We start from the raw sequence: 12,929 nt of genomic DNA, 5'->3' as shown, positions 1-12,929 counted from the left end.
AGCTATGACATGTCAGAGCAACATGATAGGGAACAGCCGGTCCACAGACGCGGGGGGGCTGACTCACGGGTGAAATGGGTATTCTTCGGCTTTCTCGCGCTGGCCGCGTTTTTTCTCTTCACTGAACACCGCGCTCATCTCCTCGGCATCTTGCCGTGGCTTTTCCTGTTGGCCTGTCCGTTGATGCACATCTTCATGCACGGCGGACACGGTGGGCATGGTGGGCACAATCAGGGGGACACACAGAATAAAACGGAAGGAGATGAGAAATGACCGACACGCCTTCCTACGGCCTATGGTCGCTGGTCATCATCAACTCAATCTTTTTCATCGCGTTTGCGTTCAGCTTCGCAAGGCCCCGCAGCACGCGCGATTGGCGTTCGCTCGGCGCTTACTCCGCCTTCATCGTCGCCTTGTTCACGGAGATGTACGGGTTTCCGCTCACAATCTACGTGCTGTCCGGTTGGCTATCCTCGCGCTTTCCGGGTGTTGATTTCCTCGCTCATGATTCGGGCCACCTGCTCGAAGTCATGTTCGGTTGGCGATCTAACCCGCATTTTGGCCCGTTTCATCTCCTTAGCACGGCGTTCATCGTCGGCGGTTTCTGGTTGCTTTCAAAAGCTTGGCCGGTGCTTTATCGCGCACAGCGTGAGCATCGCGTGGCGGACACCGGTCCCTATGCAAGAATTCGGCATCCTCAGTATGTTGCCTTCGTCCTCGTGATGTTTGGATTCCTGTTGCAGTGGCCCACATTGATCACGTTGGCGCTATTTCCCGTGTTGCTTATCGTGTACGCGCGCCTGGCGCACCAAGAAGAACGTGACGTACTCGTTGAATTTGGCGAAGCCTACGTGCAGTACCGGGAACGCACGCCGGCATTCATCCCTGTCCTGGGGCGGCAACCGCCCGATGCAACCGAGTGATGGGTGCGTCGTTACATGGGAGGCACACATTGGAGCTTCGACCTACCTTTGCAGGGACGTGTCATTGCTGCGGTACCCGTGTCGTTTCTCGTACGCCGTGGAAATCAAGCCAGCAGACTTGTGAGCGCTGTTTTCTCGAAGAGTTGTCCCGCGGGTGCTCACGCTGTGGTGAACTGAACGCTGCGTTTGCAGAAGCGCTCGCAGATGCTCTTGATCTGCGTGAGCATGAGACTGGCTTGCATTCCCGGCGTGTTGCGTGCCACACGGTTGTCCTGGCTAAGCGCATTTTTCCTAACGATGAACAGCGATTGGCCCAGATATACTGGGGCGCTCTTCTGCATGACTTGGGCAAAATCGGAGTGCCGGATGGTGTTTTATTGAAGGTAGGGCCGCTCACGGAAAACGAATGGACCATCATGCGTCGGCATCCGGATGATGGCCATCGGTTAGTTGGCCGACTGGCCGGCATGGAAGAGGCGGCCGATATCGTGCGCAGTCATGAAGAAAGGTTCGATGGCGGCGGGTATCCGCGTGGCCTGCGGGGTGAGGATATTCCCTTCGGTGCGAGGCTATTTGCCGTTGTCGACACCCTTGATGCCATGACGTCAGACCGGCCGTACCGTCAGGGGCTCACATTTGATGCGGCGAAGGCGGAGATACTCCACATGTCCGGCAGCCAATTCGACCCTGTTGCGGTGAATGCACTACTCGCCGAGGAGGCCGTACTGCGTCAGATGGTGGACATGAAATGCGTGTCTGAACCCACTAAATCAACCTAGAAGTCCTAAAGTGCGATTTGATCCAGTTACGAATGTGTAATATCCGCGTCATGCTCTCGACAGCCTATGTGGAGCACACTCCCGGTAGGGTGTGCGCAGATCAAGGCGACAGTAGCGCACTTCGATAGTGTTTTTTGTGGGAGATCGTGCCATGACAACGAAGCTGATTCTTATCACGACTCTGTTATCCGCGTCTGCAATCCTGGCGCCCGCGGGGAACGCTGCCTCAACGACTGCACCTGTGGCGGCGCAGAACGAGAAGACCGAAGGCCGTGTCAGCCCCCATAACCATATGCAAGAGAAGCTCGCTGTTCCCGCACAGAAGAGTGCGGAAGCGACGCCGCAACACGCGAAGAAAGTTCTCCACGATCACAGCAAGTTCCATAAGCACCTGTAATCAATTCGCAGGACTTACTGCGCGCCCGCTTTAGAAATCAATCACTGCCAAAAACCGCGCTTCCCAGACGGGAGGCATTGGAGCCGGCGAGGTTTCAAATGAGGACGGCGAAATAAAGAGCTTTCATCGAGAGGTTTCAATCCTGCGCGATCGTGAAGACAGGGTAAGACTCTAAGAAGAATCATATATAGCCGACATCCCTCGAGTGAGGGATGTCTACAAGGCGAGGGAAAGGCAGGCGCCTTCAGTCAATCTGCCGGCGCAGTCCATACCCGTCGCTGCGCCTGTATCGAAAGCAACGCATCTTCGATGCCAGCAGAGTGGGCTCTGCGTAAGCAATGAGATGGACGCTCCCCTCTCGACAACGGCATCGACCTGCCAGACAAGAAGCGGAAGTGGGTCCTTGAGCGTTACTTACTCGGGTTGGCCCTGCAACGCCTCAGACTGCCATCGCCCCCGATGCTGAGACAGTGGCGGGAGTCGCTACATTCGACACTGCCAATGTGAGCCTCGCCAGGTTCAAAATTTTCGATGCGCCAAAGCTTCAGGAAATGCAGCGCCGAACCGAGGCCGAAGAATACGGTCAGGCATCCGCTGGCTGCGCACAACCACCGGTTATTCATTGAAATAGCAAAGCAAGGCCGTCCTCTTCCGCCAACCTCGTGCACCTTGATTTTGCATGAACCTCGCATCCATTCAGGTGCAACAGCAAGCTCTAGCCATGTTGCATAGTGCTTCCGCGACTCCATTTTTCCTATCTCCAGCAACGAATTCCCCGTAGCAAGTTGAATGCGAAGACACCCCGTGACTACAACTCCGGGACGGTGCAAACACGGGGCAATCACAGAATCATTCATTTGCACGTGTAGTGGCAACTGAATGTTGCCGCAAGCGACGGCACATTCCATTTCGCATCATAGCCCGTACGCATTCGTTATTAATACTGGCGGCTCATGTCGTGACTTGTCAGCGGCTACTTTGCAAGGGGCATCATGGTCAGGAAGAACATCATCGACGAGCTCCAATCGGTGATCGCGGATAGCTGCGCCAGCCAAATTTCATTGGCGAACGTGATCGTCCAGCTTGCCAATCCATCTTTGTCGGACGCACAACGAAATCGCCGAAGGTGTCATGAAATGGGCAGCGAGCAGTTCGCATATGAGCATGACTGGAACTCCAAAGTGGATTCCGTAAATCTGGGATCCGTTCGAAAGAAGAGCTGCCCGTCTACTCCGAGAAGTGCTCTGCTTAACGATTCTCGGTCAGGACAGGATTTTGCACTTTTAGTTCTCCGGCGCGCGAATGCTCTTGGCTAAGGATTTGTTGCGTTGTCAGAGCGTGCATGGATAAATTATATACGTGCTCACAGTGGTTTTTACAAAATGACACAGCGATGACTGAAATGTAATTGTTACGTCATGCCAATGTCAGATGCTCGCAGCTACCATCAGGTTACGGTCACTCGATAAGGACCCAGTGCGAAGTGCCAGCTTCTGAATAGTCAGTGTGTGCGATTGCCGACGAGGCCGTTGTGAACAGCAGCGCCGAGATAGCAGTGGCACGGCAGATATTGCGGTTCATAATCATTCCCCAGGACCAATCAAGCGAGATGGCTTCTTGCAGATAGCACACCGGTTTCACATCCAAAAGGCGTCGTGCAGTAAAGGTTAGTTTTTAAGTTCTACCACTTAACTGTCAGGAGTCAATCATGCTTACGAAAGCAATCGCCGCAGCCGCATCCGTGATCATCGCCACCTCGGCATTCGCAGTGGACCGAGGAAATGTCGAGAAAGCCTATGAGTTGAAAGATGGCTCCACCGTCTACGTCTTTAAGGACGGCAAGATGGCGATGGAGAACAAAGTTGGGCAAGTTGTTACGATGAAGGAAGGTCATGCGATGGAAACAAAGGATGGAAAAAAAATAATGATGAAGGGTAACGAAATCTGGCGTCTAGAGAACGAGCTGCATCGCGAGCATCAGACAAACTGAATTGTTTGCGACCGTCGTGTGGCGACGATTGATCGGCCTGCGCGCTGTAACGGCGGAGCAGGCCGATCTGCTGTCGGTGGTGCGTAATCCCTGCTTAAACAACGTTGTTGCTTTCCGCAAGGTTGCAGGAGGATGAGTAGGAAGTAATCGGAAAGTCATTCTGCCGTAAGGCGCTCCAGGCTAATATCTACTCGTGGTGTAGCGAAGTCGAGCGATAGAGCCAAATACTGCGGGAGAGTGAAGGATGAAAACTACTAAATCTAGCGTAGCTTACGCATCAATACTGCTGTTTGGGACAGCGAGCGCACTTGCTGGTGAGCAGTATTCCGCGCCGAGCGAAACGCAAGTTGGAGCTTTAATCCGGGTTGCCGCAAGCGCCGCTCATGCACGCCAGGCTGCCCGCTATGGATACGCATCGCTGGCGACGGCGGAGCGGAGCATAACCATTGACAATCAGACCCGCCATATCAACGTTGTGAGAATGGAAACGATTGCAATACGCGTCGGAGAAAAAACTGTTACGTGGACCTTCGATACCTTGGGAACCTCTAGTTTTCCGCTGTCGGAAATCATCCCTGGCACGGAGCAGGTAACCGTATATGTTGACGAGAATCCGATGTACCGAGGAGGTCAGTGAGGGCAGAGCATCGGGAGTGGGGCGTAAACAACGGCGTTGTGCAGAACAAAGGTGTCAAGTACGGCGCGCACGGCCCCAACATTCTTGATTCACATATCCTCTACGAGGAGTTTGTTATGCTTAGTAAGCTCGCAATTGTTGCTGCATCGTTCCTCGTTACCGCGTCTGCGTTGGCCGTAGATGAGGGGAACGTGACGAAGTCGTATCCGTTGAAGGATGGATCAACGGTTTATGTATTCAAGGATGGAAAGATGGCCATGGAGGACAAATTGGGGCGCCTTGTTACCATGAAGGAAGGACACACGATGGAAACAACGGACGGTCAGAGGATCATGATGAAGGGCAATGAAATCTGGCGTCTCGAGCGCGAGTTGCATCGTGATCGTGGAGGTAGTTGACTCTCCCTTGAATTTTTGGGAGTGCCCGACTTCTTGTGGTGCGGTTGCTGATACTAGGTTTTCTCAGTCTGCGCCGAGGGGAGGTTGATACGTCCGTGCCAAGTTTTGTTGGAAAATCTGAACTGTGAACTTATGGCTGGCATGAAGCACGCGGAGCGTGACTAAAGCGGAGAATATGCCTGTTGATCTCCCGCTAAACTGTCAGCCACAGGTTGCGAATTTAAAGGAGTAAATCATGCTCAAAAAACTCATTGTCGCAGCAGCCTCGGTCTTGGTCGCGACGTCGGCCCTTGCAGTTGACGAGAGTAACGTAGAAAAATCGTATGTAATGAAGGATGGATCGACGGTTTATGTTTTCAAGGATGGCAAGATGGCCATGGAGAACAAATTCGGCCGGGTTGAAAGGATGGCGGAGGGGCACGTGATGGAGACTAAGGATGGCCAGAAGATCATGATGAAGGGCGATGAAATCTGGCGTCTTGAAAGGGCCTTGCATCCAAATCGCGGCGGTCGCTGACGCTCCCATTACAAGTGTTCGCCTGACACCGGCCCCGAGCCGGTGTTGTTCTTGCATCCCCGGCGTTCTTCCGACGATCCGCAGGGCGAACTCGTAGGTCAATACGTCGCCGGAAGGCGTGCCGGAGGGGGGCTGACCTGGTTTCAGTTTGACCAGCCTACCAAGTTGCGGCAGCCATGCGTCTTGCGTGACGTCCGCGAAGCTGCTGGATCAAAGTGCTCCGTCGGAGTTTCCGGGAGGAGGATGCTTCATACGTTGGGCGCGCAGTCCTTCGGTGATGGTGACGACGTCGTGCCGCCCCAACATCTGCGCGAGCCAGAGCTCGTCATGTCCGTCCGCGTCGAGCTGGTTGCGCTTCGCACCGCCGATCAGAAGATGTCGAACAACCGACGTGTGGCCCTTTTAGGCGGCCCAGAACAGAGGCCACTCCCCGTCCGAGTTCCGCACGTCGGGGTTGGGGCCACGGCCGATCAGGAATGAAACGATGTCCGCATGGCCCTTGAAAGCGGCCCAGAAGAGCGGCGTCCACCCGCGGCGATCGGGTAGGTCGACCGATGCACCGTGCGCCAACAGGTTGTCAATAACGGCCCACTGACGGTGAAATGCCGCCAGGAAGATCAGGTGCCCCCCTCGGTATCTTGCGAAGCGACGGGCAGTCCGTCCTCCTGCCATCTCAGCACTTCCGGGACCTTGCCCTGGCGAACCGCGTCGAGCAGCTTCGGGGCCGCTCGATCGCGCCTGGCTTTGTGCTGGATGTCGTAATGCATCGTCTTGGTCCTGACGAGGCGAACCCGGACTCTGCGGGCGTTGATCCTTCGCCACAATCCCCGGCGTCCCGCGCGATGAGCACATCAATTGAACTGTTGCTAGTCCGATGGCGATGAGCTGCGTTTCGGGATTGGTGCGCTGCAGTCCTTGAAATTCACGTAGACCTTGTCGCCGACCTGTAATTGCGAGTCGGCGGGCAACTTGGCGGCGCGCGCATGCGAGTGTCCATGGCTCAAAAGCGCGATCATCACATACTGATCGCTGCCTTCCGTGCCCGACGCCTCGGTCCTGCAGTCATAAAAGGCGGGCCGCTTCAGACTTTTCGCGGGTCCGATCTCGACAACGGTTCCTTTGCGCCACCCGTCCGCCTCGGAGTATTTCCCTTCGAGCACGGTGGGGCTCGCACATCCGCTCAGCGCTACAAGGGCCATAACAGCGGTAGCGACCATAATTGTCTTCATGGGATGACCTCCAGAAACGGCAGAGGGAATGTCGGGCAGGATGAATCTGCTTCTGCCATCTTGGGGGTACGCAATCATGGCATCTGTGAAACCGCGTACTGGACTCACTGTAGAAGACTTTCCCTGTCGAATTGCAGACAGCCCGATTACGAATTCGTAATGTCGGCAGGCTGCGTGTCTTGAGCTCATTCGCGCATGACGATATGGGCGGTCGACGACCTGCCGATTGCGTCAAACGTCACGTTTGAAGCGCTGCCCTTCAAGGATGGTGACGACGTCGTGCCGCCCCAACGTCTGCGCGAGCCTGAGCTCGTCATGTCCGTCCGCGTCGAGCTGGTTGCGCTTCGCACCGCCGATCAGAAGATGCCGGACAACCGACGTGTGGCCCTTGTTGACTCGGGGTTCCGTGCACGGCGACGCGTGTTCTCTCGATGGCAATCGGGCCGTGACCTTACTTGAACGGGTGCTCCAACGACACATAGAGCAATATACCCTGCGTTCCCGAAGACGGGCCGACACCGATCGGCCGGGAAACCCCCGACACAACCTGGAGGCCCGAATCGAAGTTGGTCGCATAGCGGAAGCCGGGGTTGATGAACATCGTCTTCTCACGTTGTCTACTGCCGTCCGCCTGAACTGCTTCGAAATTCGTCCCGGCCGCCTCCAACATCAGGTTGAAGTTCGCGCTCACCAAGTAAATGATGCTGGCACCGTAGTTCGACCCTACGGTATCAGCGCGGGCGCCGCCAGACTCTCTGGAGTTCGGCGTGTAGGTTCCCCCGAGATTCCAATGAGTGACCACTGAGTCGGATAACTCAACGCTCAGGGGCAGGTTCACCTGAATGCCAATAGCGCCAGTGCCATGCCCTTTTCGGTAGTCTCCGGAAGGCGCGATGACCGACAGGCGAGGCGCGAAGGCGACGCCCTCCGTACCGATCGCTTGATATCGGTAGTTGAGGGCGATGTCGCCGATGCCGGTCGATGCAGTCGGATCGGCGACCCGCAGGACTGGAATTGTGTATGAAAGCTGGTGGGTTTCGTCGGGAATCGGCCATTCCTGCGTGAAGGTGTAGGCCCACTCCTTGGACTGCCGGAGGTACATAAAGCTCTGAATGTGCTGAACCACGCCGGCTTCCTGGTTGTATGCCTCCTCGATCAGGAATGAATTGTCCTGGATCTTTTTGGCTCCATCGGCTGTGGCATGGAGGGGAACACCGAAGGTCATGGCCAGTGCCAGGATGAAACGATGAATTGACATGATGATTCCTTGAGGATATGACGGCTCTGAATCAGAGCGCCGGAGTGCGCGGCAGTGTCGCGTACTCCGGCAAAAGGTACTACATCACTTCAGTTTGAAGCTTACGTTGGCTTCCGGTTTGCCAAGCAGTTATTTCGACTTGTACGAGTGGAGCAGTAGGGCGGGGTTAAACGAACCCGTCGGAATTCCCTGGCTGGGGGTGAGTCAAGTGTCGCGTCCGCTGCCCTTCAAGGATGGTGACGATTTCTTGTCGCCCCAAGGTGCGTGCGAGCCAGAGCTCGTCATGACCATCCACATCGAGTTGGTTCCGCTTCGCGCCGCCGAGCAAGAGGTAGCGGACGACGGCCGTGTGGCCTTTGTAAACCGCCCAGAACAAGGGCCACTCCCCGTCGTTAGTCCGCGCGTCGGGATTGGCACCGCGCCCGATCAAGAATGAGACGATGTCCGCATGGCTGTTGAAGGCGGCCCAGAAGAGCGGAGTCCATCCTCTGCGATCGGGCAGGTCGACCGATGCGCCGTGCGCCAACAGGCTGTCAATGATAGCCCACTGGCGGTGATAGGCGGCGAGGAAGATCAGGCTGCACCCCTCGGTGTCCTGCCAGTTGGCCGGCAGTCCGTTTTCCAGCCACCTCAGCACCTCCGGGACGTTGCCATCGCGAACGGCTTCGAGCAGTGCTGGGTCGACTCGATCGCCCCAAGCTTCGTAATGGATGTCGTCACTCATCGTGTGGGCCCTGAGCAGACCAACCAAGGTTTCTCCGACCGCTGATCAATCGCAACGATCCCCCGCGTCCCGCGCGGCAAGTACATCAAGAGAGTGCCTACCGGTCGAACGTTCATGAGCTGCGTTTCAGGATTGGCGCGCTGCAGTCCTTGAAGTTCACGTAGACCTTGTCACCGATCTGCAATTGCGCGTCGGCGGGCAACTTCGCTGCACGTGCATGGGGGTGTCCATTTGTTAATAGCGCGACCAGCACATATTGCTCGTTGTCATCCTTATACGACGCCTCGGTCCTGCAGTCATAAAACGCGGGCCGCTTCAGACTTTTCGCCGGGCCGATCTCGACGACGGTTCCTTTGCGCCACCCGTCCGCCTCGGAGTATTTCCCTTCGAGCACGGTGGGGCTCGCACATCCGCCCAATCCACCGAGGGCCACGACAACCATTCCTGCAGCAAAAGTTTTCATTGGGTCACCTTTTTGATCACATGGGAAGGCCACCCGCAGCGACGTGCTGCAGGCAGCCGGACGGCGTCACTTCAGCGTGAAGCGCGCGGTGGTGGAGGGTTTGCCCGGCAGCGTGACGACGGCCACCAGCTTGGTGCCAGCGCCCACCTTGAAGCTCCCCTTGGACTCCAGCCGGTCGCCGGCAGGCTTCAGTTCGACGTCCTGCTTTTCGGTGCCGGCCAGGAGCGTGAGCTTCGCGCTGCCATTGGCTACATCGACCGGCTTACCGTGATCGCGCAGGTGCAGCTGGATGACGTCAGGCTTGGCGACGAGCTCGAGGTCGATATCCTTGACCTCGACGACCACGCCACCGTGCAGGGATTCATGTCCGTGGGCATGATCGTGCTTGTCCGCCGCGAAAGCAGGACCGACGGCGACCAGGGCAACCAAGGCGATGAGCTTCGAGAGTTTCATGTTTTCTCCTTTCAGGATTTGATTGTGCAAGCGCATCAGCGTTAGAACGCTTCGGCATTGCGGTCGTTGAGCAGGCGCTCGACGTCGCGGCGACCGAAGAGCCAGAACATCGCCGGGGTGAGGAAGGTATCGAGCAGCGTCGAGCTGATGAGCCCCGAGAAGATCACCACGGCGACCGGATGCAGGATCTCGGTGCCCGGGCGTTCGGCCTCGAATAGCAGCGGGGCCAGCGCGAAGGCGGTGACCAGGGCGGTCATCAGCACCGGGGAGAGACGTTCCAGCGAGCCGCGCAGGATCATTGCGTGATCGAAACCTTCGCCTTCGATGCGCATCAGGTTGATGTAGTGGCTGACCTTCAGGATGCCGTTACGTACCGAGATGCCCGCGAGCGTGATGAAGCCGATCAGCGCCGCAACCGACAAAGGCTGGCCGGAGATCCACAGGCCAATCACTGCACCGACCAGCGCGAGCGGAATGTTGGACATGATCAACGCCGAGAGCCGTACCGACTTGTAGCGGCTGTAGAGCACGACAAACATCAGCACGAGCGACACGATCGAGAGCAGTCCGACGAGGCGCGAGGCTTCCTCCTGCGCCTGGAACTGCCCGCCGAGCGTGATGAAGTAGCCCTCGGGTAGCTTCATATCGGCTACCGAGGTGCGGATGTCCTCGACGATCTCCGACAGCGGGCGCTGCTGCGCATTGGCCGACAGCACGATGCGGCGCTTGCCATCGTCGCGGCTGACCTGGTTCGGCCCGTCGCCGTCCTCGATGGACGCGAGTTTCGACAGCGGGACATGCCCGGTCGGGGTTTCGATGAGAATCTGCGCGAGCCCCTCGACCGACCGCGCCGACTCGGGCAGGCGCACGACCAGCGCGAAACGCCGTCCGCCTTCGACGATCTGGGTGACTTTCTCGCCTTCGACGAGGTTCTGCAGCGCGGCGAGGATCTGCGGTGCCGGCACGCCGTAACGCGCCGCCGCCGCATAGTCGATGCGGACCTTGATCTGCGGCGCGAGCACCTGCTTCTCGATCTCGAGGTCCGCGAGTCCGGGGATCCCGGCGAGCCGAGCCCGCAATGCATCGGCCTGACCCCGCAGCGTGTCGAGATCCTCGCCGAAGATCTTGATCGCGATCTGCGAGCGCACGCCCGAGAGCATGTGATCGATGCGGTGCGAGATCGGCTGACCGATCGCGATCGCAGCTGGCAGGTTCACGAGCCGCGCGCGGATGTCGGCGGCGATTTCCCCCATCGAGCGGGTGAGTTCAGATGCCGGTTTGAGCCCGACATCGAGTTCGCTGACGTGCACGCCTTCGGCATGTTCATCGAGTTCCGCACGTCCGCTGCGGCGTCCGACGTGTGTGACTTCAGGCACTTGTTTCACCAGCACCTCGGCCTGCTGCGCGAGCGCCGTCGACTCGGCGAGCGTCACCCCCGGGTTGAGCCGCATGCCAATCAGCAGGGTGCCTTCATTGAAGGGCGGCAGAAAGGTCGTCGGGAAGAACGGCACGGCCACCGCGGCGATCACGACAGCCATGGCTCCCGCGGTCACGGCCGCCTTGGGGCGATCGAGGACCGCCTGCAAGCCACCGCGATAGCGCGCCTTGAGCCAGGCAAGCAGGCGCGTGTCGCCGTGTTCGAGCGACTTCATGCGCGGCAGCAGATAGAAGGACAGGACCGGGGTCACCGTCACCGACACGACCAGCGACGCCAGCGTCGAGACGATAAACGCGATACCGAGCGGCACGAAGAGCCGCCCCTCCATACCTGGCAACGCGAACAACGGCAGAAACACCAGCACGATGATGATCGTCGCGTAGAGGATGGCCGAGCGCACTTCCATCGTCGCGTGCGCGACGAGTTCGATAGGGTGGAGCCGGTGATCGGGATGCTTGACCCGCTCTTCCTTGAGCCGGCGCAGCACGTTCTCGACGCCGACAACAGCGTCGTCGACCAGACCACCGATCGCGATGGCGAGGCCTCCCAGCGTCATCGTGTTGATGGACAGGCCGAAATACTTGAATACCAGCGCCGTCATGAAGATCGACACCGGGATCGCAGTGAGCGCAATCACCGTCGGCCGCAGCGTGCCGAGAAAGAAGAACAGGATCGCCGCTACGAACACGGACGCGCCAATCAGCTTGCCCTGGAGCGTGCCGATCGACGCCTCGATGAAGCTTGCCTGACGGAAAGTTACCGCCGGCGCATCCATGCCAGTCGGCAACGATTTCTTCATTTCGTCCAGCGCGGCCTCGATCGAGCGGGTGAGGTGAATGGTGTCCGCGGTCGGCTGCTTCTGGATGCCGAGAATGACCGCCGGCTTGCCCTCGAAACCCGCATCGCCACGTCGCAGCGCCGGGGCAAAGGTCACGGCCGCGATCTGGCGCATTAGGATCGGCTGACCGTCGCGTGCGGTAATCGCGAGATTCTTCAGATCCTCCAGATTCGAGGTACGTCCGAGGTTGCGGATCAGGTATTCGCGCCCGGTGAGTTCAAGGAAGCCGCCCGAGGTGTTCGACGAGAACCCGCGGATCGCTGCTTCCATCTGCTCCAGCGAGATGCCGAGTTCCGCCATGCGCCGCGTATCCGGCTGCACCTGGAACTGCCGCACTTCACCGCCGATCGGGATGACCTGAGCGATGCCGGGGATTGCCATGAGACGCGGACGCAGCACCCAGTCGGCGTATTCGCGCACCTGCATCGGCGAGATTTTCGCGGTGTCGATCGGGATCGCGATCTGCATGATTTCGCCCATCACGGAGCTGATCGGCCCCATGCGCGGAATCACGTCCTCAGGCAGTCCTTCCTCCATCGCGGACAGGCGCTCCGACACCATCTGCCGGGCCCGAAAAATCTCGGTGCTCCAGTCGAAGGTGACGTAGATAAAGGACAGCCCTGCAGTCGAAATGGAGCGCACCGACTCCACGCCGGGCAGGCCGTTCATCGTCGTTTCGAGCGGGAAGGTGATGAGCTGTTCGACTTCCTCCGCCGCCATGCCGCCGGATTCGGTCATGATTGTGACCGTCGGCTTGTTGAGGTCCGGGAACACGTCCACGGGCGTGCGTGTGAGCGTGAATGCGCCGTAAGCCATCAACACCAGGCTGGCGATGATCACCAGCAGCCGGTTTCCGAGACTATTGTCGAGTAGCCACTTGAACAT

Annotated in this window: 17 protein-coding genes; 9 read left to right on the top strand and 8 right to left on the bottom strand. The window is 58.2% G+C overall.

Annotated features, from left to right (window positions below):
- Nucleotides 1-9 precede the first annotated feature (9 nt).
- The 8 genes from AzCIB_RS08455 (at nt 10) to copK (AzCIB_RS08425) (ending at nt 5,641) form a co-directional block, all read left to right on the top strand.
- The gene (locus AzCIB_RS08455; protein ID WP_050415485.1) at nt 10-273 is read left to right on the top strand and encodes a DUF2933 domain-containing protein; all 264 of its coding nucleotides are present in this window, start codon (nt 10-12) and stop codon (nt 271-273) included.
- Entirely contained in the window at nt 270-923 is a 654-nt protein-coding gene (locus AzCIB_RS08450) for a methyltransferase family protein (protein WP_018992671.1), read from the top strand. Before AzCIB_RS08455 ends, AzCIB_RS08450 begins: the two co-directional genes overlap by 4 nt.
- Nucleotides 923-1,702 (top strand): HD-GYP domain-containing protein, encoded by a 780-nt coding sequence (locus AzCIB_RS08445; protein WP_232299431.1) that lies wholly within the window; start codon nt 923-925, stop codon nt 1,700-1,702. Before AzCIB_RS08450 ends, AzCIB_RS08445 begins: the two co-directional genes overlap by 1 nt.
- A gap of 151 nt (nt 1,703-1,853) precedes the next feature.
- Nucleotides 1,854-2,099 (top strand): hypothetical protein, encoded by a 246-nt coding sequence (locus AzCIB_RS08440; protein ID WP_050415484.1) that lies wholly within the window; start codon nt 1,854-1,856, stop codon nt 2,097-2,099.
- Nucleotides 2,100-3,807: 1,708 nt separating this feature from the next.
- The gene (copK, locus tag AzCIB_RS08435; protein WP_018992676.1) at nt 3,808-4,089 is read left to right on the top strand and encodes a periplasmic Cu(I)/Cu(II)-binding protein CopK; all 282 of its coding nucleotides are present in this window, start codon (nt 3,808-3,810) and stop codon (nt 4,087-4,089) included.
- Between the two features lie 244 nt (nt 4,090-4,333).
- Nucleotides 4,334-4,726, top strand: a complete 393-nt coding sequence (locus AzCIB_RS23715; RefSeq protein ID WP_083446929.1) for a CzcE family metal-binding protein — start codon at nt 4,334-4,336, stop codon at nt 4,724-4,726.
- A 116-nt stretch (nt 4,727-4,842) separates the two neighbouring features.
- Nucleotides 4,843-5,124, top strand: coding sequence for a periplasmic Cu(I)/Cu(II)-binding protein CopK (gene copK / locus AzCIB_RS08430; RefSeq protein ID WP_026296319.1), 282 nt, complete (start codon nt 4,843-4,845; stop codon nt 5,122-5,124).
- A 235-nt stretch (nt 5,125-5,359) separates the two neighbouring features.
- Nucleotides 5,360-5,641: a periplasmic Cu(I)/Cu(II)-binding protein CopK gene (copK, locus tag AzCIB_RS08425; RefSeq protein WP_018992678.1), complete on the top strand. Its 282-nt coding sequence runs from the start codon at nt 5,360-5,362 to the stop codon at nt 5,639-5,641.
- A 402-nt stretch (nt 5,642-6,043) separates the two neighbouring features.
- Here the strand turns inward: copK (AzCIB_RS08425) and AzCIB_RS24645 are convergent, their stop codons facing one another.
- The 3 genes from AzCIB_RS24645 to AzCIB_RS08415 form a co-directional block, all read right to left on the bottom strand.
- Entirely contained in the window at nt 6,044-6,313 is a 270-nt protein-coding gene (locus AzCIB_RS24645) for an ankyrin repeat domain-containing protein (protein WP_232299392.1), read from the bottom strand.
- Nucleotides 6,259-6,408 (bottom strand): hypothetical protein, encoded by a 150-nt coding sequence (locus AzCIB_RS24640; RefSeq protein ID WP_232299470.1) that lies wholly within the window; start codon nt 6,406-6,408, stop codon nt 6,259-6,261. Before AzCIB_RS24640 ends, AzCIB_RS24645 begins: the two co-directional genes overlap by 55 nt.
- Nucleotides 6,409-6,507: 99 nt before the next feature.
- Nucleotides 6,508-6,870 carry a YgdI/YgdR family lipoprotein gene (locus tag AzCIB_RS08415; protein ID WP_050415483.1) on the bottom strand — a complete coding sequence of 121 codons (363 nt, stop codon included), beginning with the start codon at nt 6,868-6,870 and terminating at the stop codon, nt 6,508-6,510.
- A gap of 195 nt (nt 6,871-7,065) precedes the next feature.
- On the opposite strand from AzCIB_RS08415, the gene AzCIB_RS24425 reads away from it, so the two are divergent.
- Nucleotides 7,066-7,329 carry a hypothetical protein gene (locus AzCIB_RS24425; protein ID WP_050415482.1) on the top strand — a complete coding sequence of 88 codons (264 nt, stop codon included), beginning with the start codon at nt 7,066-7,068 and terminating at the stop codon, nt 7,327-7,329.
- Here AzCIB_RS24425 and AzCIB_RS08405 read toward each other — a convergent pair.
- The 5 genes from AzCIB_RS08405 to AzCIB_RS08385 all read right to left on the bottom strand — a co-directional run bounded on the left by AzCIB_RS08405 (nt 7,322) and on the right by AzCIB_RS08385 (nt 12,929).
- Nucleotides 7,322-8,128: a hypothetical protein gene (locus tag AzCIB_RS08405; protein ID WP_050415481.1), complete on the bottom strand. Its 807-nt coding sequence runs from the start codon at nt 8,126-8,128 to the stop codon at nt 7,322-7,324. The genes AzCIB_RS24425 and AzCIB_RS08405 overlap by 8 nt on opposite strands.
- Before the next feature lie 166 nt (nt 8,129-8,294).
- Nucleotides 8,295-8,852, bottom strand: coding sequence for an ankyrin repeat domain-containing protein (locus AzCIB_RS08400; protein ID WP_050418289.1), 558 nt, complete (start codon nt 8,850-8,852; stop codon nt 8,295-8,297).
- A 112-nt stretch (nt 8,853-8,964) separates the two neighbouring features.
- Nucleotides 8,965-9,315, bottom strand: coding sequence for a hypothetical protein (locus AzCIB_RS08395; RefSeq protein WP_050415480.1), 351 nt, complete (start codon nt 9,313-9,315; stop codon nt 8,965-8,967).
- 66 nt (nt 9,316-9,381) lie between these two features.
- Nucleotides 9,382-9,768 (bottom strand): hypothetical protein, encoded by a 387-nt coding sequence (locus AzCIB_RS08390; RefSeq protein ID WP_050415479.1) that lies wholly within the window; start codon nt 9,766-9,768, stop codon nt 9,382-9,384.
- Between the two features lie 41 nt (nt 9,769-9,809).
- Nucleotides 9,810-12,929, bottom strand: a complete 3,120-nt coding sequence (locus AzCIB_RS08385) for an efflux RND transporter permease subunit (protein WP_050415478.1) — start codon at nt 12,927-12,929, stop codon at nt 9,810-9,812.

The sequence above is a fragment of the Azoarcus sp. CIB genome, from assembly GCF_001190925.1.
Classification (GTDB): domain Bacteria; phylum Pseudomonadota; class Gammaproteobacteria; order Burkholderiales; family Rhodocyclaceae; genus Aromatoleum.
Note: the sequence above shows the minus strand (reverse complement) of the source record. Positions and strands in the feature narration are given on the sequence as shown.